Raw genomic sequence first — 22606 nt, 5'->3', positions numbered from 1 at the left:
ATGAAATTAACCGGTTATTTTATCAAACACCCCGTCATAGCGATTATTTTAAACAGTATGATCGTGGTTCTGGGACTGCTTTGCCTTTATAACCTCCCGGTACGCGAGTACCCGGATATCAGCTTCCCGACCATCACCGTAACCGCGCAATATCCCAATGCCAGTCCGGATCTGGTGGAAACCTCGGTAACCAACATTCTCGAGGATCGCTTAGCCGGCATAGAGGGTCTGGACACCATCACGTCCCAATCCAACGCGGGTTACGCGCAAATTACCCTGTTGTTTCGCGCTGGAACCTCCATGGACAGGGCCTTGAGTGCAACCCAGGATGCCGTAGGGATCGCAAAAGCGCAATTACCGGTCGACGTCAAACCGCCAGCCGTGGAAAGACAGCGCAAATCCTCCGGCCTTCCCTTTATCGGCATTGCACTGGAATCAAAAGCAAGAGGATTCGGCGACCTGACCCATTACGCCAACCTTAATCTGAAAAACGTGTTTCGCAGCATTCCCGGAGTGGCCTCCGTTGACGTCTGGGGCCAACCCTACACCTACACGGTGAGCCTCGTTCCTGAAAAAATGTTTTCCTTCGGTATCAATCCGGACGATGTGGTAAACGCCCTAAGCCAAAGCCATATTTCCCTGCCTGCCGGCAACTATCGTAATAAAATTCCGGCCACCTTGAATTCGGAACTCAAAACCCGGGAAGATTATGAAAATCTGCTGATCAAATCCGCCAAACATCCGGTGTTTCTCAAATCCATTGCCAACGTCGCTCTGGAAACGGACGTAAGCCGCATGCGGGTACGCGTCAACGGTCACCCCGGCCTGGTTTTATCCATAAACCGCGCCAACGACGCCAACCCCATTGACGTGTCCAAAGCGGTACGCCAGTCCATTGCCGACCTTAAGCAAGGACTCCCGGATGATATGAAGATCAATGTCATTATTGATCAATCCGATTTTATTAACGCCTCCATTAAAAACATACGATCCGCGATTGGGGAAGCTATCTTTCTGGTCTTAATCATCGTTTTTCTTTTTTTGCGCAATGTGCGCGCGACCTTCATTCCACTGATTACCATCCCCATTTCCCTGCTGGGCTCCCTGATTTTTCTGAAACTGTTCGGGTTTTCAATCAATCTCATGACCTTACTGGCCATGGTGCTCGCCATCGGCCTTGTTGTCGATGACGCCATTATTGTGCTGGAAAATATCTGGCGCCACATTGAAAACGGCTTGTCACCCTTTGACGCGGCCATCAGGGGCGCCCGCGAAATAGGCTTTGCCATCGTAGCCATGACCTTTACGTTAGCCAGTGTCTATCTGCCCATTGCCTTCATTCAAGGCATGCTCGGCCAGCTTTTTATTGAATTTGCCGTGGCATTAGCCGGTAGTGTGTTCATATCAGGCATCGTCGCCCTGACCCTTTCCCCTCTGATGTGTGCCGGTTTTTTACGGCACGATTCCAGAAACTGGTGGCCTCAGATGGATCGGCTACTCGGCAAACTCGCACAACAGTATGGCCGGGCACTCCATTTCGTTCTGCCCCGTAAAAAACTGACATTTCTGGCCGCCACGATATCCATCGCCGCCAGCGTTCTGCTCTATAATGTGCTGGGGCACGAAACGGCTCCCAAGGAAGATCGCGGATTAATTGGCGTCTATACACCGCCAGTCGCCGGCGAAGACATCGATGCGCTGGATCGCAAACTGGCCCGACTGGAAAGGATCATCCATCAACTTCCGGAATCCGATAACCGGCTGACGTTTATGGGCGATTGGGGAGGCAGCATCGTGCTCCCTTTACAACCTCACGCCCAACGCACACGCTCGGCCAGTGACGTGGTTGAAAGTCTACGCCCATCGTTTACTCACTATCCGTCTATCGATCCCCATGTCTGGAGCTGGGATACAGGATTGCCCGGCATTGACGACGCGGGGAGCGGCTCGGAACTGACGCTGGTTATTTCCACTCCCGACAGTTTCAGACAATTGTTTGATCAGGCCGAAAAACTGAAAACCGCGCTTGATAACAGCAAACAGTTTGAGTCCGCGGGGTATGACCTTCGTTTAGATACCATGGGTTACTCCATCGAACTGGATTACAATCAACTGGCCAAACTGAACCTGTCGGCCGCCCAGGTCGCCAAAACCATCGAGGTGTTTTTTAGCGGCGACAAAACCCAGACCTTTGAAAAAGACGGGATTATTTACAATCTCACCATCAAAGGCAGCTCATTACCCTGGACCTTAAACGAACTCTACCTGACAACCTCCGCGGGGAAACGTATTTCCCTGGGTGCCATCACCGCCATGAAACCCAAAGCACAACCCGCGACCCTGGAGCATTTCCAGCAAATGCGCTCCACGACGCTGCATGTTCAGCCGCGTAAAGGCGACTCCATTGCGCATGCCTCTGAACAAGTGTGGCGGCTTGCCAAAGATACCATGCCGTCTCATTACAGGCTGATCTGGACGGGGGCGGCCAAAGCCTTACAGGAATCGTCCAATGCCATGCTGTTTTTACTGTTTTTGTCGCTGGCTTTCATCTATGCCATTCTCGCCACCCAATTTGAGAATTTCACCGATCCGTTCATCATACTTTTTACCGTACCACTAGCCTGTTCCGGCGCGTTATTGTGTTCCTATTTATTTGGTCAATCGCTAAATATCTACACTCAGGTCGGACTCATCACTTTAATTGGTCTGATCAGCAAACACGGGATTTTGATTGTGGAATTCGCCAATCAGCTGCAACGTGACGGCGTATCGCTTTATGATGCCATACAACAAGCGGCTGTATTACGGCTAAGACCGGTGCTGATGACAACAGGCGCCATGGTGTTCGGAGCCATACCCCTTATTCTGGCTCATGACGCCGGCGCGGAATCCCGTCACGCCATCGGCACGGTACTCATCGGGGGGTTATGCCTTGGAACGCTGTTTACCCTGTTCGTATTACCGGTCGTTTATCTTGTGATCAAATCGAGGCGTTCCACCTGAGCGCAGATTGCATGAGATCTTTCCAAACAGGACAAACCCGGGTATTGCACACGGGATCGCCTGTTTTGTAAAACGCGCCTTATTTCTTTTTATCCACCTTGAGCATGCGAACCGTTTTAATAATATTATCGCCGACTTTCAGTACTTCAATTTGATAATTATCGATCAGCAAGCAGCAATCCGGAGGAGGAATATACCCCAGATGTTCAATAATCAATCCACTTAAGGTACGCGGACCCAATTGCGGCAATTGCCATCCGAGCATACGTTTTAAATGGCGCAAGGTAATGCTGGCATCGACAATAACGGATCCGTCTTTCTGTTCCACAATATCCTTGTACAAAGCCGTGATGTCGGTTGTGAATTCCCCGACAACTTCCTCCAGAATATCCTCCATAGTAGCCAGTCCCAGTAAATCACCGTACTCATCCACTACAAAGCAACTGCGTTTCTTCATTTTCTGAAAATTCAGAATCTGGGTGTTTAATGGCGTGGCTTCGGGAATAAAATAAGGTTCGTCGGCTGCTTTAAGCAAGCTGTCTTTATCAAAACGCTCTTCAATCAGCAGATTAAGGATATCACGCACGTGAATCATCCCAATCAAATGATCAATGGTATCCTGATACAGGGGTAATCGGGTATGCTGGGCAGTTTCCAGTTGATCCAGCAGTTCATGCCAGGGTTGATTAATGTCAATACCAATGATTTCAGATTTGGGAATCATGATGTCTTCCACCGTCGCCTGCTCCAAATCCAGCAAGCTTATCAGCATACTTTTATGCTCCGAGCCCAGCAGACCGCCGGTTTCATGAACCACGGAACGTAATTCCTCACTGGACAACGCCTCTTTCTGCACCTTGCCGATCGGCACACCACAAAGACGCAGAAGGGTATTGGCAATCCAGACAAGAGCCTTGATCAGAGGAGCCAGAATGGTTTGCAGGATCCATAAAGGCAGGGACGTGATAAAAGCCACCTGCTGCGGATGCAGGGCCGCCAGCGTTTTTGGCGCCAGCTCCGCAAAAACCAGAATCACAAAGGTCAGCAACAGTGTGGCCAGCGCCACACCCGCATCACCATATAATCGCTGTCCTATTAACGTCGCGATGGTGGACGCCACGATATTAGCCAGGGTGTTGCCTACCAATATGACGCCCAGCAAACGATCAGGACGCGACAGCAACAGATTAACCCTGATGGCTTGCTTGTGCCTGGTTCTTACCAGATGCCGCAACCGGTAACGGTTTAACGACATCATGCCAATTTCTGATCCGGAAAAAAAAGCGGACAGGAGAACCAGAAAACCAAGAAGAATGAATAATGTCGTCAGAGATAACTGCACCAATATTCCTTAATCAAAACCAGTGAAATCAAGATAATCATCATAGCAAAGAGAAACGCGTAGATCACTCAGGGTTTTGTGAACCAAAGTCAATACCACCGTGTTACAGCTTCACTATCATTATGCTACAATGCTCCTTTTTTCAATCGGGTCATAAGCATGTTTGAAAATTTAACGGAACGGTTACATCGCGCGTTTAAAACCTTAAGCGGGCAAAGTCGTTTTACTGAGGAAAATACCCAGCAAGCCTTGCGTGAAGTGCGCCTGTCTTTACTGGAAGCAGACGTCGCCCTGCCTGTCGTCAAACAATTTATTGAACAGGTTAAGACCAGGGCGCTGGGTCAGGAAGTGGATTTGAGCTTAAAACCCGAGCAGGCCCTGGTAAAAATTGTCCATGAGGAACTGGTGCACCTGCTAGGCGACAACCGCGCCGAGTTAAATTTCAAAACACAACCTCCGGCCGTGTTTTTGATGGCCGGCCTGCAAGGTTCCGGTAAAACAACCAGTACCGCCAAACTGGCCCGTTATATGAAGGAAACGGAGCATAAAAAGGTCATGCTGGTTAGTGTGGACGTATACCGTCCGGCGGCTATTGAACAATTGAAACTGCTCGCACAGCAAATTGACGTCGTTTTCTATCCTTCAGAAAGCCATGAAAAACCGCTGGATATCGCGAAAAAAGCACTGGAAAGCGCCAAAAAACAATACATGGATGTGGTTATTTTTGATACGGCAGGCCGCCTGCATATCGATGAAGGGATGATGGCGGAAATTAAATCTCTCCATCAGGCAATCCACCCGATTGAAACCCTGTTCGTTGTCGACAGCATGACAGGACAGGACGCCGCCAATACGGCAAAAGCGTTTCATGAGGCCTTGCCCCTAACCGGTGTGATTCTCACCAAAACGGATGGTGACGCGCGTGGTGGCGCGGCGCTCTCCGTCAAACAAATTACCGGACAACCCATCAAATTCATGGGAAGCGGCGAGAAAATTGACGCCCTGGAGCCGTTTCATCCCGATCGGGTTGCCTCGCGAATTCTGGGCATGGGGGACATTCTTACCCTGATTGAGGAAGTGGAACGAAAAGCCGATAAACAGGCCAGCGAAAAACTGGCCAAAAAACTGAAAAAAGGCAAAGGCTTTGACCTGGAAGATTTCAAACAGCAATTGTTGCAAATGAACAACATGGGCGGCATTTCAGGCATGATGAGCAAGCTGCCGGGCATGGGTCAGCTGCCTCAACAGGCCATCAATCAAATTAACGATAACGCCATGGCCAAAACTATTGCCATTATTAACTCCATGACCCAAAAGGAACGTCGTATCCCCAAAATTATTGTCGGTTCACGCAAACGCCGGATTGCCCAAGGCTCCGGCACTCAAATTCAGGATGTTAACCGTTTATTGAAACAATATGAGCAGATGCAAAAAATGATGAAAAAATTCACCAAACCGGGCGGCATGAAACAAATGATGCGCGGCATGGGCGGATTACCCGGGATGAAAGGTATGTTTCCGGATGATTTCAAATAAATAAGAAGAAGCCCTTCCCTTGCCGAGTTAATTTTCGTACAATACACGGCATTTTTACGTAACCACTCTTAATGAGGAACATATGGTCGTTATACGTTTATCTAGAGCCGGCGCCAAAAAGCGTCCTTTTTATCACATGGTTGTAACCGACAGCCGCAGGCGTCGTGATGGCAATTACATCGAACGGATTGGTTATTTCAATCCGATAGCCCGTGGCCAGGAAGTACGTTTACATCTGGAAATGGATAAACTGGATCACTGGCAAAAAACAGGCGCTCAATTATCCGATCGCGTCAGCCAGCTGGTGAAAGAATACAAGAAGAGTGCCGTCGCTGAATAAAGTGAATAAAGAGGTTGACCGGGTTGTCATAGGCCGTTTTGGCCGCACACATGGCGTCAAGGGATTTATTACGATTCACTCGTTTACGGTTCCTCGTGACAACATCCTGAGTTACACACAGTGGCATGCCCTGATTGACAAACGATGGCAACCGATTAACGCATTGCGGGTAAATAGTACCGATAAACATATACTCGCCTTGATTGAAGGTTTCGCAGATCGTGATCAGGCCGCCCGACTAACCAATGTTGACATTGCCGTCAGTCGTGATCAATTGCCCGAACTGGAACCGGGAGATTACTACTGGCATGAATTAACCGGAATGACCGTTGTGAATCGGCAAGGTTTTCAATTTGGAATCGTCAGCGACATTATGCCAACCGGTTCCAATGATGTATTGGTTGTAGAAGGCGACAAACGTTACCTGATTCCTTACCTCCCGGGTCGGTTTGTTATCCAGGTCGATAAGGAAGGGCGTCGGATTACCGTCGACTGGGACACCGAATTTTTATGATACATCTTGGTGTGATTACATTAATGCCCGAGATGCTTGCCGTCCTGGAACACGGCGTGGTTGGACGAGCGATTAAACAGGGACTTGCGAAAATCGATTCCTGGAATCCACGTCAATGGGCGCCGGGGCCTTATCGACAGGTTGATGACAAACCTTACGGAGGCGGCCCGGGAATGGTGATGATGTATGAGCCACTGGCTGCGGTCATTACACACGCAAGGCAACAAATGCCGGCGGCGTGCAAGGTTATTTACTTAAGTCCGCAAGGCCGGGATATCAGGCAGGGCGACTTAAACGCCATAGCCGACAGCAGACAGTCCTTGCTCTTTATTGCCGGCCGCTATGAAGGCATTGATGAGCGAGTGATTGAGAGACACATTGATGAAGAGTGGTCCATAGGGGATTTTGTATTAAGCGGCGGTGAACTGGCTGCCATGATTTTTATTGACGCCATAGTGAGATTACTGCCGGGAAGCCTGGGACACCAGGGCTCCGCTGCGCAGGATTCCTTCATGAACGGATTGCTGGATTATCCTCACTATACAAGGCCGGCAAGCGTTGACGATATGGCCGTTCCTGCCGTGTTATTAAACGGCAACCATCGCGATATCGAGCGCTGGCGAAGGAAACAATCGTTGGGGAACACCTGGTTGAAACGACCCGGGTTACTGAAAAATTTGGAATTAAATGATGTCGATGAGCAGCTGCTTGTCGAATTTAAGTGCGAACACGGTGATTCCTGCTGACAGGAACGCCCATTTGAGGAGTGACCATGACTAACATTATTGACCAGTTAAATGCCGAGCAAATGAAAGGTAAAACAATCCCGGAATTCAGCCCCGGAGATACGGTTCTGGTGCAGGTACGGGTTAAGGAAGGAACCAGGGAACGTCTACAGGCTTTTGAAGGCATCGTCATTGCCAAACGAAACCGTGGTTTGAATTCCGCCTTCACCGTACGTAAAATTTCTCACAACGTCGGTGTTGAACGGGTTTTTCAAACCTATAGCCCGGTTGTGGACAGCATTACTGTAAAAAGACGCGGTGATGTACGTCGAGCCAAATTGTATTATCTGCGCAACCTCGCCGGACGAGCTGCTCGTATCAAGGAAAAACTGGCTACTAAAAAAGAAGGGTAATCCGGTTTTATTATGACGCTCATCGTTACCGCTTACCAAACACCCGTTGGCTGGTTGAATGTGGCGTACGATGAGCATTATATCTATCGCGCGGTGTTTGACGACACCCCGACGAAAAACTCCACGGACAAAACGGGTCTTGGTCGGGATATCCACCAGGAATTAAACCATTACTTTGACAACCCCCACCATCGCTTTCAATTGCCGCTAAAGCCGCTTGGCACGACTTATCAACAGCGGGTGTGGAATGCCTTGCTGGTTATTCCCGTTGGCAGAACGATGACGTACGGCCAACTCGCCAACACCCTGCTTTCAAGCCCCAGAGCCATTGGACAAGCGTGCAAAAACAATCCCCTCGCCCTCTTTATTCCCTGTCATCGAGTCGTTGGCAAGGACAACCCCGGCGGATATATGGGGCATGCCAACGCGTTAAATTATAAAGAATACCTGCTCAACCACGAAGGCGTGTTTAATTAGGTTTGTTACCACCGCTTTGCTCCGAATTTAACAAAGTACCTGGTAATGCCATTAAATTATCCCAGGCTGTAGACGCGAAAAACCGGATGGTATACCTGGACGTTTCCATTAACCTCTCGGAAATGGATTTTGGTGATAACCTGGCTAAATACTCGTTCTCCCACGGCTGAGGATTCTCCTCCTCCAATTTACGCACGTATTTTGAAATATGGTCTTTTACACCCGCTGTCACCAGCGTTTGCCCCATAAGGTATTCCCGTAACGCCAAAACCACACCGAGCCGCACACTGGCGCAGTGATCGTCTTCTTGACGACGGCTTAACTCATCCAGGTATTCCAAAATCAGATCGCGATATTCCATAACCGGTGCAATATTACGTTGAGCGGCATCGATACTCTTCTGGTATACAGGCAATAACGCTTCAATATCCTTAAATTTCTCCCCGACGGCCTTGCTGTTGGCAAATTCCGACAATCCCTCGTGGTTACCAGGTGTGTAGCCTCCGCTTCGGGTCATCCATGATTTGATGATATTGACGTCTTTAAGTTTCGGATTTTGATAAAACGCCAGCAAATGGTGCTGCTCATAGACCAGGCATTGTAATGAGGCGTTAAAAAACACCGTTGCGGCATAAGCCGACTCTTCTTTAAACAAGCGTGGTTCGGTATCCAGAAGCCCCAGTATAACAATAGTTAATCCCTCATCTTTTTGTGAAAATCCATGATTTAAAAGCTCAAACACGGCGAGAAACAACAGTGTATCGGCATCGATTCCGTCTTTTTCAGGTTTATCAGGCTTGTATTTCTCATTGATAAATTGAAGCCATTGCAACACGGCAAGATAATCGCCCTGCCGCAGCAGGCTCAGGAATTCCTCTGTCGAAGTAAGCATGTGAACTCCATAGTCAGGGTCTGTTGACATTTCAATTGTATAAAACCATGCTGCAAGAGCAAGCACTATCAGGTACTCCACATCACTCTTGCAATCAGGCTCTGTGAAAATTTTGGTTCACAGAGCATAGGTTCTGTGCACTTATCTTTTATCGAAGCGAAAATTGAGGTAATTTAGCTCAAAATTTCGTTTGAATGAGGAGAATAGCCAGCCCTATTTGACGAATTCAAGCGGAATTTTGAGCAAATTAATCGCAATTTGTAGCCGATAAAAGATAAGTTCACAGAGCCTTTCTCCTAAAGAAAAAAAAACACCGGACGACAAATGTTTATATACTCCCTGGGAATAAGCGGCATGAACCATTTTATTTCTGTTTGTCTGCTGGCCTTGTTACCTTTCAGTACAGCCTTGGCCAATTGTGACCTGACTCGCTTTCGCTGGGAATGTGAAATTCCGATCAAGGTCAAACCGACCCGTACGGCCTACTCTCTGGTATATTGCGGCAATTCGTATGGTTATGTCACGCCGGCGCAATTTGAGATATTGAGGCGTTACCACCGTCGCAGTGTCAATATGGTATTAAAAATTAACGGGGAATACGTCGACAGCCCTTGCATACCGGCAAGAAAATACCCGGATCATGATTAGGCTCCGTGAACAAAAATTTTCACAGCTGCAAATACGGCTAATTGGCGCCATTATGTCTTTGAATTCGTTAAATAGAGCCCGCTATTCGCCTCATTCAAAGACATAATGGCACTCAATTATCCACATTTTCGCTTTGCGAAAAAATTGGTTCACAGAGCCTGGGCCGTGGAGTTTTTTTTGCAACTTTATGTATATTTTTAAATCATTATCGAGTAACATCCATCATCCTGAATTGACTACTGGTGTATGTTGGCAGACCTTGATCAATTTGTTGATTCCCTGTGCAAAAATAGCTTTGCTATTATTGATGATTTTTTACCCGTTCACCATTATAAACAACTATTAAATCTGGTTGGGAATATTTACGAGGATGGCCAATTCAAGACCGCACGCATCGGACGCCAGCAGAACACTCAACACAATCAATCCATTCGTCGCGACAAGATTTACTGGCTGGAAAAACCGTCTGAACATCCCGCAATTCATCCTTATTTTGAGATGCTCAACAAGATTATCGCTCTCTTGAATCAAACCCTTTTTCTGGCTCTGGTGGAATTTGAGGCTCATTTGGCGGTGTATCAGCCCGGCGATTTTTATCGCCGCCATATCGATCAGTTTACAGATACCAGTGATCGACGAATTTCGTGCGTTTATTATTTAAATCCGGGTTGGCAGGATAATTTTGGCGGGGAATTAAAATTATATAACAATAAGGATCAACTCCTCTGTACGACGCTTCCTGTCGGTAATCGCTTTATCTGTTTTACCAGCAATCTTCCTCACGAAGTGTGCGAAACCAGACAGACACGTTACAGCATCACGAGCTGGCTGAAAATCCGCGCTCAAGTGCCCGTCCCCCTGCTAATAAATGTTTGATCACTGGTCTGATAGTGTTTCCGTGTAAAAATAAGCTTTATTGAACTTTCATTCCGGTTATTATTAAATAACGCTATCCAAACACAGGGAATTCGGGTATGGCCGTCAGTAAGGAATTCATGGAGCTGTTCAGCGATTTTACTGAACGGTATAAAATACAAGGCAAGGGGGGAGCCTACCTGAAATGGGGCAAGGATGAACATTTCGATGAACTCCGGAAAAGCTTGCAGTCCCTGCTGGATATTGTGCAAACTAACGCCGATGCGTTCCATGATCACAGCCTCATTCAATACCTCTGTGTCACCGCTACCCTTTATTTACCGACCGATCCTGTTTTTTCAGCCCATGTTAGCCAGTTGCTTAATGAGTATTATAAAAAATGCGGCCATGAAGTGAATAACCTTCTGTCACATGCTCTGCACATTAGCGTTGAACCGGAACCACTGCGTTTTGATCTCGTGGCACACTTGAATACCACGATCGAATTGCTAAAGAAAGCACACCAAAGCGAGATAAAAAGTTTACAAGCCCAAATGACGCAACTCCGCCGGGAAAAGGACACACGCGAGAAAGAAAATGAACGCCTGAAAACTATAGAACGGGAGTCTCAGCAATCTCGCGAACAAAGGTCAGGTCACTTAAAGGCCCAAAATCTGCTGAGACAATTAAATGAGATCATGGGGATCACAACGACAGACTGGCCACGAACCGATTTTACCCCCGAAGCTCCGGTCATCGCCTCCCCCCATATGAAATCCGTCAAGGAAACACCCCCGTTAGCTGCCAAGACGCCCGAAAACCCGAAAGACATAATACCCCCTCACCTCGCCCGCCCTGCTACAATACCAAAGGCGCCCGAACCGCCTTCATCCACAGTAACTAAAAACTCTCCGTCAGAATGGCCTTCAGACGTTTCGGAGGAACACCGCCAGGCGCCCGGTTTTTTTAAGGAACTGCTCGCCAGGCGTCAGGAAATTATGGAAAAATCCAAAAAGAACACCACAACGAAACCCGAACCTGCAACCGTTACCGGAAAAAAAAAATCCCCGAACCACACTTATCCTCCATCGCCGAACTGATTCTGTCGTCCGAGCAGTTTCAGACAACCCTGAAGCAAATTCGTGCGGCCAATATTGACAGCGGCAGTGACGACGATACGGAAGAATACAGCGACGGGGAAGAAAGCAGCGAATCCCGTAAATGGCAAATATAGCACTTCGAATCTGAACATTCTCATGTATAATGATCCTTTTTTTCATCAAGTCAATCACGATGCACGCTCTGGAAATTAGTCAACTGCGCAAAACGTACGCCAATGGTGTGGAAGCGCTGAAAGGCATTGATTTATCAGTTCGGGAAGGCGATTTCTTCGCGTTATTAGGGGCAAACGGGGCTGGGAAATCAACCACCATCGGGTTAATCACCACCTTGATTATCAAAACGTCCGGTGCTATTCGTGTTCACGGTTATGATCTGGATAAAAAGCCGGCTCTGGCCAAATCCTGCCTGGGGTTGGTGCCGCAAGAGTTTAATCTCAATATATTTGAACCCTGCTATCAGATTCTACTCAATCAAGCCGGATTTTACGGTATCAGCCGCAAGAATGCCAAACGACAGGCTGAAAAGCTGCTTGAACAGCTTGGCTTATGGGACAAGCGCCATGAAATCGTCAGGCATCTTTCCGGTGGTATGAAGCGCCGCTTAATGATTGCCAGGGCACTAATCCACAATCCCAAGGTACTGATTCTTGATGAGCCGACGGCCGGAGTCGATATAGAAATCCGACGCAGTATGTGGGATTTTCTGACGCATACCAACGAACAGGGAACCACCATTATTTTAACAACCCATTATCTTGAGGAAGCGGAACAACTGTGTAAAAACATCGCCATCATCCACCAGGGACAAATTGTGGAAAACACCTCAATGAAAGACCTGCTAAAAACCCTGAATCATCAGACGTTCGTATTGAATACGGCAACACCTATCACCGACTTGCCATCTCTCGAGCCGTTTCAAGCACAATGGATAGATAACAATACCTTTGAGTTACGCGTCGATAACCAGGTATCACTCAATGACGTCTTTACCAAACTGAGTGAGAAAAATCTGCATATCCACAGCCTGCGTAACAAAACCAACCGTTTGGAAGAACTGTTTCTGGATTTGATCAATCATGACCATTAATCAGCAATTTATCGCCCTGTATACCCTGGTCCGCCGCGAAGTAGTCCGAATGTTTCGCATTGCCACTCAGGTTTTTCTGCCGCCGGCCATTACGACAGCCTTGTATTTTCTGATATTTGGCACTTTGATCGGGGATCGCATCGGTCCCGTTCAAGGTGTGAACTACTCCACGTTTATTGCCCCCGGTTTAATCATGATGTCGATCATCACCAATGCCTATGGCAACGTCTCAACCTCCCTGTTCAGCGCCCGATTTCAAAAAAGTGTCGAGGAAATTCTGGTCAGCCCCATGCACGACAGCTTTTTATTGATAGGTTATACCCTGGGAGGGATTTTACGGGGTGTTATTGTGGCGTTGCTGGTTTTTCTTGTCTCCTGTTTTTTTATTACCCTTCACATTCATCAGGTGTTCATGACGATCGTGGTGGTCATTATGGTGTCGGCCATTTTTTCCCTGGCCGGTTTTACCAATGCCATGATTGCTCGTAATTTTGACGACGTGATGATTATCCCGACTTTTGTCCTGACCCCCCTGACTTACCTGGGAGGCGTCTTTTACTCGACCAGCATGCTTCCCGGCATCTGGCCAACCGTCTCTCATTTTAATCCGATTCTATACATGGTGAACGCCTTAAGACACACCATGATCAACCAGCAGGAAGTCAATATGACCACATCCATGATTATGATTACCTTGATGCTGGTCTTCTTAGTGGCACTTAATCTGTTTTTATTTAAAAAAGGAACCGGTTTGCGTGAATAGAACCAGGACGTGTCGACACAATTTTTTTACAAAAGCACCGTTACCCGCATTTCGGCTTCGCCTGCATGACGGGCTACAGAAAACATTATAAAAAAGGGGTAAGCCCCTTTGCTCGCAGAATTTTTTTACAAAATGGCCGTAGCCCGTAAGGAGGCCTGCGGCCGTATTGCGGGTTTCATGTCCAAATGCCACATTTCCAGAACAGGTTCCTACACGGGTGAACGTTATCCGCATGTCGCCTTCATGACAAGCCACAAGGAACTATCAGGGTCTATTGACCATTCATCCCTCTGAAAATTTATCAATTTGATAATAAAGTTGACGATATTGTGACGTCTGCGATATGGTAAGGAAATGTACTGCAGTTCAGTCTGTAACCTATCTGTATCATCTGTGTGTGTCATACAACGGCCCCTCCGTGATGAAATGGATATCAGGTTCAAAAGCATTCTATATCAGTAGCAGGAGGCAACGATGGGAATTTGGGACTCCATTTTAGGTGCAGCGCTTGGGCAGGGAAGTTCCCTTGCCATTACCGGAGCGATTAGTGGCGGGGTGGGTATGGCGCTTGGTACAGGGTTCGGTGCCTACCTCCACTCACTGAAAGCACACTGCGACAGAGAGAAACTGATCCTGACACTGGGACACATTCCAAAAAAAAACGCCGACACCATCAATGAAAATTGCCAGTCAATCATCGAAACGCTCCTGCAACAATTAGATAGCCTGGATGATGATTGTGAATTGAAACTGCAATTAGGTTCCTCCATTCGCGGCCATCTTGAAACCTTTTGTTACCTGCAACCACGCGAAGGTACTGACATATTTCAAATTCAAAAGCTTCATGAAGGCATTAAAACCATGGAGCATAACAGCGACGCACCGGCTCTTGCCATTGAAAAAACCATCGACGAATATTTTGAAACCTACCTCAACGTCAATCGCAAAACGATTAATTCGGAAAACAGAGCCGTCGCAGTAGCCACGGTGCAAATGATGCGAAATACCTCCATCATCCTGATTCAACTGATGAAAGCCCTTGCCGGTCTGCCTGGCCAGGAAAACGAGAAACGTCTGGAAAAATTCAAAGCCATCATCAACGATTATTTCACCAATATTCTTCATAACAAATTATTAGCAGCCAATTTCAACAAAAATCTGCATGAATATCTTATATCAACGACCACACAACGTGAGATATTAGCGAGCAAGATACAAGATCATTATATGCGCCTCCTCGATCAATTAATCGTTGAACAACGCAAAATCAGTATTCAGCAACTGGCTCAACAATCCTCCATACAACTGTATGGGATGACCAGCACGTTTCTTGAATTAATAGCAAGGCTGTTTGACAACCAGGCTGGTAAGGAGTTCACAGACATTACGTCCTATAAAATTGCCCAGGGCATATTACGGGCCGATACGGGTCAGGCCACCGGGATGTTGCCTTTTGCTGAAAAAGGCATACACGCCCTCCTTAAGCCCCTGGCCACCATTGCGGAAAACATGAGCCAGTTGGGTCATCAGGAAGATTTGCTTTCCTTTGTCCGTTACCAGGATGTGTTCACCGATCCCGAATCAGCTGCTTTGCTTATGACCTGGAATCAAAAAGGGTCTTATAAAACGCTGACCTCGGAAGAGCAGACACAAATAGCCCAGGATATCCTGGCCATCTGCAAACTGTTATTTATTTGTCAGGCCCTGGAAAAAGAATTTCTCCAGTCTGCCACCCGATACGGCCACCAGGGATTATTGGAACGAGGCGAGTATCATGCCAAACGCACCCTTATTTCGGTGCTGTATGACGAAGCAATGCGGCGAATAGGCAGCTTTTTCGCCAGCCACGAGAGTTTAAGTGATATTCTGCAATGGATAAACGACCCCAAATGGCTGGAGTCTCAAGACATTCCATTGACCGGAATCGGCCAATCCTTTCTGCTCCGCACGGAAACACCGGATCCCAAACATCTGATCAAGCAACAGCGTTTCGTAACCAACTCCATTTTCCGGCGCTGCATTCTGGCGTTGCATCATTTACGGGCCAGAATGGATTACGCGCAGGATTGCTTTTTAAACCAGCATTATCTGACCAATGGCGATCAGGTTGACCGAAAAAATGTTTTATCCGGCAAGGAAAACCACATCTATTTGTACAACATGATCAAAATACTGCGGGAATTTGGTTTAATTGATTGTCTCGGTCTTGATTTAAAAACCATGAAAACCCCGCCGCACTGTATAAACGAGGACTTGTTTGACGCGTTGCGCACTACCCATTACAAAATGCAAACAGCCGATGACAAGGTGAATACACTGTCCGGCCGCTTAAAAATACAGGCTTTTTATTCCCCGTCCAAATTGTCGGAAGGCCAGATCATCAACTACCACCTTGTTTTTGACGATCTGAGTGTTGAAATGGACTCCACCACCTATGAGTTTCTGGGTTCCATTGCTTTTGAGAATTGCGGATGGTCGGATGTGGTACAAAGTAAATGGCGCCAACTGGGAATAAAGGAACAAGCCTTGCGGTTCAATCTGCCGGAAAATTGCCAATTAAACGATTATCTTTATTTTTTTCAACAATTAAATCAGCTCCATCATGTCATGATCAACGCGCTGAAAGCAAAAAACAATGACGCGGCGAACGCGTTTCTGAGACAGCTCGATGATGCGATAATCATGATGGGGGAGTTGATAGAACACGTTAACCTGGAAGAGGAAAACACCAAAAAACTCGCCGCGAATAATATTCGATTGAAATCGGAGTACCGCCATCAGCAACAACAGCTTGTCAGTTTGTCCCGTGACGTCAATCAGCTAACGACGCATCTTGAACAAGCCCGTAAAAGTATTGCCTCCCTTAAGGAAAGTACCAGTAAAAACCTGGAACATATTTCCGAGGTGGAACAAGCCAATGATGAAATATACCAGCTGTTGCTCAATGAGTTCAGAGAAAATATTCAAGACATCAATGAATTAAACTCGACCCTGTCCAACAAACTGGATCACATCCAGTCGGTGCTGCTGTCTAATCAATCCAGGCAAGTTCAGGAAGTCAGTAATGATATCCAACGCCTGAAACAGGATATGCGTACACGAATCGATATGATTCTGCAACGATTTGCCAAATATGAACAAAGCTTCCAGAAAGCGAACGAAGACATACGAAAAACATTTATCACGTTGAAAGAAAGCATCAGCCAGGAAAAAAGTATTATTGAAAATCTGGAAAAACAATTAAACGAAGCGTTATTGCAATTGGAGCGACAACGGCAAAAAAATCAGTTTTTTGTACCCAAACAAGGTCAGGTGCGTGTCATTATCAACGATTTTCAAACGCTGTTTACTCACCTGGAAGAAACATTCAAACCCCGTTTGAATTTTTTCTCATCCTACAGGGACGTCAAGACAAAAAATTTGCTCACCTTTATTGAATTATTATTAGCTAACCAATGCTTTTTAAAGGATAATTTTAAATCCTACCGCAACCAGCGTGGTTTTGACGACGCCATTGAAGAACTGCTGCAAAACAGTGTTGTCATTAATTGTTATCATGGTTTGTTTAACAACAGCGTCTCCAAAGCCACTATCAAATCCATCATTACCCTGTTTTTAAATGATCAATTACTGCTGCGTTTAAAAAAAGAAGGCATTCCCTATCATGATGCGCGGATCAAACTGAATTTTAATGGGGAACTGGTCTACAAACAGGAGCGCGTTCCATGCCCTGTCCAGCAACCTTAGCAAAGGTGATCAGGGCTTGTTAACCGGTCATGATCCCTGTGAAAACCACTATTGATTTTTACGCTTAAACCCGAGGGCGTTTAAACGATCATCAACGGCCGGGTGTGTTGAAAACGCGCTGGTGAGTGATTTCACCGGATCAATACTGGTGGGATCAAACAGGTAAGACGCCTGCCGTACCTGTTCATGCGGCGTATTGCCGTAATCCTGGCTGTATTGTTCGGCATTTTGCTCATGATCCTGACTGATCTTTAACAAGGCTCTGGCCATAGGTTCGTTATCACGCATCAATTCCACCGAGCCCGAATCAGCCATGTATTCTCGGGTTCTGCTTAAAAACAAAGCCAGGAGGACAGTCAACAAAGGCAGTACATAACGCAAGACGATTATGATTAATACCAACCGGTTATCCTGGCGGCGATCGCGGCGGTATAAAACGGAATAAAACAAGATATCAAGCACAATCAGCAGAATATTGCTTAAAACGGCGACCATCAACGTCAATTTGATATCGTGGTGACGGATATGGCTTAACTCATGAGCCATCACTGCCTGTAATTCCGAACGGTTCAATTTGTCGATTAAACCGCGCGTGATAGCCACCATCGCGGATTTTTCACTATATCCACTGGCAAACGCATTCATGTAACCGGCTTCGATAAGAAACACCTTGGGCATGTATTTCAACCCGGATGCCACCTTCATTTCCTCCACTACGTTGTACAACTGCTTTTCCTGCAGATTCTTCGCGGTCTCCGGTGTTATTTCCCGGGAATCCGTGCCCATCAGCATGATACGGTCGTACATGGCATAGGTTATCATTAATGAGATGATGGCAATACCGCCCATGATAAGGGTGGCATAGGGAATGACTTGCAGGGTCAGCAACGCATACAGGCATTGCGTAATCGATACCTGTGGGTACATGGATTGCAGGATCACAACATCAACCAGCAACCCCACCGCCACATAGATGAGGATAAACAACCCGATAACCCACCGGGTTTTACGCTCATTGCGCCGCAATTGCTCACGCCAGTTGCCTGTTGTTGCATGATAATCGGTTAAAGGCATCATTCAGCCTCAGAACTTTACCGTATAATCTTCGTGTTGCTTGATGGTTTCTTCCGGTAACGACCAGTACTCGAATTCCTTATTGAGACTGGATGAGAAAACATTAACAACCATGGACTCAAAAAATGATTTCTTCTTGGCGTAATAACGTTCGATACTATCGTTATAAGCCTGTTTGGCATACGATAACTTGTTTTCCGTATTAACAATTTCTTCCTGCAATTGCAGCACGTTCTGGCTGGCCTTCAAATCGGGGTATTGCTCAAAAACCAGATTTAAACCGGACACTATTCTTGAAATGCCTTCCTCGGCCTGGATCCGTGTCTTTTCATCGCCGGACTCCCTGGCGGCCTGAGCCTGATTACGCAACGCCACAACATCTTTCAGCGTGGTTTTTTCATAATCCATATATTTTTTTACGGATTCAATCAGGGATTCAAAAACCTTATAGCGCCTGTCCAACTGGATATCGATTTGCCGCTTGTTGTTATTGATGGCTTCAATCATGCCTATCAGTGCGTTATAAATACTGACAGACCAAATGACCAGCAAGGCGATAATAACCAGAATCACAATCAAGATACTCATATTGCTATCCCGTTTTGTTTGCTATTGCATTAGTTATAGCTTGAAATAGACAGAAAATACAACTTTCACGACATTACAAGTTCAACAACGGTTTTAAAAATTGTCCGGTATAGGAGTGGGCGCATTTTGCCACCTTTTCCGGTGTTCCGGTCGCAATGATTTGTCCGCCCTTGCTGCCGCCTTCCGGCCCCAGATCAATGATCCAGTCTGCCGTTTTGATGACATCAAGATTATGCTCGATGATAATAATGGTATTACCCTGTTCTCTCAGGCGAAATAAAACTGCGAGTAATTGCCGGGTGTCGTGAAAATGCAGGCCGGTTGTCGGTTCATCCAGAATATACAGCGTATTGCCGGTGTCCCGCTTGGAAAGCTCCCGGGCCAGTTTGATACGTTGGGCTTCCCCACCGGATAAGGTCGTAGCGCTCTGGCCAAGTCGAATGTATGACAACCCTACGTCTATCAACGTTTGACATTTTCTGGCCAGTACCGGAATGGCGTCAAAAAATGTACGTGCGTCTTCCACGGTTAATTCAAGAATTTCGTGAATATTTTTACCCTTGTATTGTATTTCAAGCGTTTCGCGATTATACCGTTTTCCTTTACAGGTATCACAAACCACATAGATATCCGGTAAAAAGTGCATTTCCACCTTGATAAGGCCATCGCCCTGACACGCCTCACAACGCCCCCCTTTCACATTGAAACTGAAACGTCCGGGTTGATAACCACGGGCGCGCGCCTCGGGCGTCGCGGCAAACAACTCCCGAATCGGCGTAAACAAACCGGTATAGGTCGCCGGGTTGGAGCGGGGCGTCCGTCCAATCGGGCTTTGATCGATATCAATGACCTTGTCACACAAATCCAGCCCCTTGACGGATTTGAGACTGCCCGGGGTTAGCAGATTAGAGCGATTGAGCTGATTCGCCGCAATCGGATACAACGTATCATTAATCAGACTGGATTTGCCCGAACCAGACACTCCTGTGACGCAAGTGATCAATCCAAGAGGAATACTGACCGATACGTTGCTGAGGTTGTTACAGGTTACTTTGTCCAAATGAATCATACGTTTTGCATCAACCGTCTTGCGTAGAGCGGGAACCTCGATGGATTGCACTCGCGAGAGATACTGTCCCGTCAGGGAAGACGGATTGGCCATGATGTCTTGCGGTTTTCCACAGGCCACGATGGTTCCGCCATGCACACCGGCTCCCGGACCCACATCCAGCACAAAGTCGGCGGAACGGATGGCTTCCTCGTCGTGTTCGACCACAATAACCGTATTACCCAGATTCCGCAGGTGCAGCAATGTTTTCAGCAACCGATCGTTATCGCGTTGATGAAGTCCAATGGACGGTTCATCGAGAATATACATCACGCCCACCAGCCCCGAGCCGATTTGGCTGGCCAGACGAATACGCTGCGCCTCACCGCCGGATAACGTCTCGGCACTGCGTGCCAGGGACAGGTAATCCAGCCCGACATTGACCAGAAAACCCAGACGCTCCACAATTTCCTTGTTGATTTTCGAAGCAATTTCACCCCGGTGGCCGCTTAACTGCAACTGCTTGAAAAATTCGTAGGCCTGCTCAATAGAATATCCCGAGATCTCAGGCAGGTTTTTATTATCGACAAAGACATGCCGTGCTTCTTCCCGAAGCCGGGCACCAAGACAAACGGGGCAGGGGCGTGAAGCCAGGTATTTGGCCAGTTCCTCCCGCACGGCGGAAGAATCCGACTCACGGTAACGCCGTTGCATATTCGGAATGATACCTTCAAAGGCGTGTCGTCTTAATAAAAAATCACCCCGGGGTCTTTGATAACGAAACTCTATCACCTCACGCCCGCTGCCGTATAACACAACATGCCGTATGTTATCCGGCAAATCACAAAACGGCGTGTCAATATCAAAATCATAATGCGCGGCCAGTGATTCCAGCATGGGGAAATAATACGTCGTTTTTCTGTCCCAACCACGGATGGCACCATCCGCCAGGCTGGCGGTATCATCATGTACGACCCGTTTGGGATCAAAATACTGATCGACCCCCAGCCCGTCGCAGGCCGGACAGGCGCCGACCGGATTGTTGAAGGAAAAAAGTCTTGGTTCCAGCTCACTAAGACTGTAACCACATTCGGAGCAGGCGAATTTCGATGAAAAAACCAGCTCGGTAAAATCACCATCCAGAGGAGCGACAATAGCCAGCCCGTCGGCAAGATTTAAGGCGTTTTCAAACGACTCGCTCAATCGCTGGGTAATATCCGGGCGAATTTTAAAACGATCCACAACCACTTCAATCGTATGTTTCTGCCGCAGCGCCAGGGGCGGCGGATCGTCAAGCTCGCATATCTCGCCATCGATACGGGCACGCACGTAACCTTGCGCCTGCAGTTGCTGTAACAACTGGATATGTTCCCCTTTTCTCTCACGAACAACCGGCGCCAGAATCATTGCCTTGCTGTCGGCGGGCATGGACAGAACCTGATCCACCATCTGAGTGACCGTTTGCGCATGAAGACTCAAATGATGCACAGGGCACCGCGGCTCCCCTACCCGGGCAAAAAGCAGACGCAGGTAGTCATAGATTTCCGTTATTGTTCCCACTGTTGAACGGGGATTATGGGACGTCGCTTTCTGCTCAATTGAAATAGCGGGCGACAAACCTTCAATGGAGTCCACATCCGGTTTATCCATCATGGATAAAAACTGCCGGGCATAGGCCGACAGGGATTCTACATAACGACGCTGGCCTTCCGCATACAACGTGTCAAATGCCAATGAGGATTTTCCCGAACCGGACAGCCCCGTGATAACCGTCAGATTATCACGGGGAATATCCACATCGATGTTTTTAAGATTATGAGTTCTTGCGCCGCGGATTTTGATCGTTTGCATGAAACCGATTCGTTAATACATAAAAATCACTCATTATATCTCTGCTATAATTTTTAAACCAATAATTATTTTTTGATCATATAGATCATAGATTAAGCACTACTATGCAATAATTGATCTTAGGAAGGAATCCATGAAAACCAAGAATTCTTGCTTGCTCATGTTATTGTATGCCCTGCTGGCTCCCGCAAGCAGTTACGCGGATAACACCCAGGTCGCCAACTGGACTCAACAGGTACTTGTTACTACGCTTTCCATTAATTATCAGGAAATCCAGAAGGAACTGAACGCAAACCGGGTCTATTATTCCAACGATGCCTGGGAAGCACTGGGCATGTTCCTTGGGGATGGGCTTGGCATTGTCAAAAACAATCATCTGGTTCTACACCCCAAGGTATTAAGCAATGCCCAGGTTGTGGAACAAGGCTTTTTCTCAGGCATGGAATACTGGCGCGTTAATCTGTCCATTGCCATCCCGGAACTGGGGGGACGAGTGGATTTTTCCGTGCTGGTACTGAAAGCGTCTGATCCGCCCTATATGATTCAAAGTCTTAACATGATGAAATTTAAATACTGAGTACT

General features: G+C 47.2%; 19 protein-coding genes. 14 read left to right on the top strand and 5 right to left on the bottom strand.

Features of this window, described 5'->3' with window-relative positions:
- Positions 1-3003 (top strand): multidrug efflux RND transporter permease subunit LpeB, encoded by a 3003-nt coding sequence (gene lpeB / locus CKW05_RS02375; RefSeq protein ID WP_058483660.1) that lies wholly within the window; start codon positions 1-3, stop codon positions 3001-3003.
- Between the two features lie 79 nt (positions 3004-3082).
- On the opposite strand, the gene CKW05_RS02370 is transcribed toward lpeB, so the two are convergent.
- Positions 3083-4345, bottom strand: a complete 1263-nt coding sequence (locus CKW05_RS02370) for an HlyC/CorC family transporter (protein WP_058483661.1) — start codon at positions 4343-4345, stop codon at positions 3083-3085.
- Between the two features lie 159 nt (positions 4346-4504).
- Here CKW05_RS02370 and ffh point away from each other — a divergent pair, with 159 nt between their 5' ends.
- From ffh to CKW05_RS02340, 6 genes are all read left to right on the top strand, one after another.
- On the top strand, positions 4505-5881 hold the full coding sequence (gene ffh, locus CKW05_RS02365) for a signal recognition particle protein (protein ID WP_058483662.1): 1377 nt from the start codon (positions 4505-4507) through the stop codon (positions 5879-5881).
- Positions 5882-5963: 82 nt separating this feature from the next.
- Positions 5964-6221, top strand: a complete 258-nt coding sequence (gene rpsP, locus CKW05_RS02360; RefSeq protein WP_058483663.1) for a 30S ribosomal protein S16 — start codon at positions 5964-5966, stop codon at positions 6219-6221.
- 1 nt (position 6222) lies between these two features.
- Positions 6223-6735 (top strand): ribosome maturation factor RimM, encoded by a 513-nt coding sequence (gene rimM, locus CKW05_RS02355; protein ID WP_058483664.1) that lies wholly within the window; start codon positions 6223-6225, stop codon positions 6733-6735.
- Positions 6732-7481, top strand: a complete 750-nt coding sequence (gene trmD, locus CKW05_RS02350) for a tRNA (guanosine(37)-N1)-methyltransferase TrmD (protein WP_058483665.1) — start codon at positions 6732-6734, stop codon at positions 7479-7481. The genes rimM and trmD overlap by 4 nt, the downstream gene beginning before the upstream one ends.
- A 26-nt stretch (positions 7482-7507) precedes the next feature.
- Positions 7508-7873 (top strand): 50S ribosomal protein L19, encoded by a 366-nt coding sequence (gene rplS, locus CKW05_RS02345; RefSeq protein WP_058483666.1) that lies wholly within the window; start codon positions 7508-7510, stop codon positions 7871-7873.
- 12 nt (positions 7874-7885) lie between these two features.
- The gene (locus CKW05_RS02340; protein ID WP_058483667.1) at positions 7886-8350 is read left to right on the top strand and encodes a methylated-DNA--[protein]-cysteine S-methyltransferase; all 465 of its coding nucleotides are present in this window, start codon (positions 7886-7888) and stop codon (positions 8348-8350) included.
- On the opposite strand, the gene CKW05_RS02335 is transcribed toward CKW05_RS02340, so the two are convergent.
- Entirely contained in the window at positions 8343-9242 is a 900-nt protein-coding gene (locus CKW05_RS02335) for a helical bundle domain-containing protein (RefSeq protein ID WP_058483668.1), read from the bottom strand. The genes CKW05_RS02340 and CKW05_RS02335 overlap by 8 nt on opposite strands.
- A 324-nt stretch (positions 9243-9566) precedes the next feature.
- Here CKW05_RS02335 and CKW05_RS02330 point away from each other — a divergent pair, with 324 nt between their 5' ends.
- The 6 genes from CKW05_RS02330 to CKW05_RS02295 all read left to right on the top strand — a co-directional run bounded on the left by CKW05_RS02330 (position 9567) and on the right by CKW05_RS02295 (position 17463).
- Positions 9567-9890 (top strand): hypothetical protein, encoded by a 324-nt coding sequence (locus tag CKW05_RS02330; RefSeq protein ID WP_408606979.1) that lies wholly within the window; start codon positions 9567-9569, stop codon positions 9888-9890.
- A 246-nt stretch (positions 9891-10136) separates the two neighbouring features.
- Entirely contained in the window at positions 10137-10766 is a 630-nt protein-coding gene (locus CKW05_RS02325; RefSeq protein ID WP_082642786.1) for a 2OG-Fe(II) oxygenase, read from the top strand.
- Positions 10767-10864: 98 nt separating this feature from the next.
- Positions 10865-11845 (top strand): hypothetical protein, encoded by a 981-nt coding sequence (locus tag CKW05_RS02320; protein WP_058483669.1) that lies wholly within the window; start codon positions 10865-10867, stop codon positions 11843-11845.
- A gap of 193 nt (positions 11846-12038) precedes the next feature.
- Positions 12039-12953, top strand: a complete 915-nt coding sequence (locus CKW05_RS02310; RefSeq protein WP_058483671.1) for an ABC transporter ATP-binding protein — start codon at positions 12039-12041, stop codon at positions 12951-12953.
- Complete coding sequence (locus CKW05_RS02305; RefSeq protein WP_058483672.1) at positions 12943-13716, top strand: ABC transporter permease; 774 nt, start codon at positions 12943-12945, stop codon at positions 13714-13716. Before CKW05_RS02310 ends, CKW05_RS02305 begins: the two co-directional genes overlap by 11 nt.
- A gap of 474 nt (positions 13717-14190) precedes the next feature.
- Complete coding sequence (locus CKW05_RS02295; protein ID WP_058483674.1) at positions 14191-17463, top strand: coiled-coil domain-containing protein; 3273 nt, start codon at positions 14191-14193, stop codon at positions 17461-17463.
- A gap of 48 nt (positions 17464-17511) precedes the next feature.
- Here the strand turns inward: CKW05_RS02295 and htpX are convergent, their stop codons facing one another.
- From htpX to uvrA, 3 genes are all read right to left on the bottom strand, one after another.
- Entirely contained in the window at positions 17512-18537 is a 1026-nt protein-coding gene (htpX, locus tag CKW05_RS02290) for a zinc metalloprotease HtpX (RefSeq protein WP_058483675.1), read from the bottom strand.
- A gap of 9 nt (positions 18538-18546) precedes the next feature.
- Entirely contained in the window at positions 18547-19125 is a 579-nt protein-coding gene (locus CKW05_RS02285) for a LemA family protein (RefSeq protein WP_058483676.1), read from the bottom strand.
- A gap of 73 nt (positions 19126-19198) precedes the next feature.
- Positions 19199-22024 (bottom strand): excinuclease ABC subunit UvrA, encoded by a 2826-nt coding sequence (gene uvrA, locus CKW05_RS02280; protein ID WP_058483677.1) that lies wholly within the window; start codon positions 22022-22024, stop codon positions 19199-19201.
- A gap of 133 nt (positions 22025-22157) precedes the next feature.
- On the opposite strand from uvrA, the gene CKW05_RS02275 reads away from it, so the two are divergent.
- Complete coding sequence (locus tag CKW05_RS02275) at positions 22158-22601, top strand: DotI/IcmL/TraM family protein (protein ID WP_058483678.1); 444 nt, start codon at positions 22158-22160, stop codon at positions 22599-22601.
- Positions 22602-22606 lie beyond the last annotated feature (5 nt).

The organism is Legionella spiritensis (genome assembly GCF_900186965.1).
GTDB lineage: Bacteria > Pseudomonadota > Gammaproteobacteria > Legionellales > Legionellaceae > Legionella_C > Legionella_C spiritensis.
This window is presented reverse-complemented; position numbering and strand designations above follow the sequence as displayed.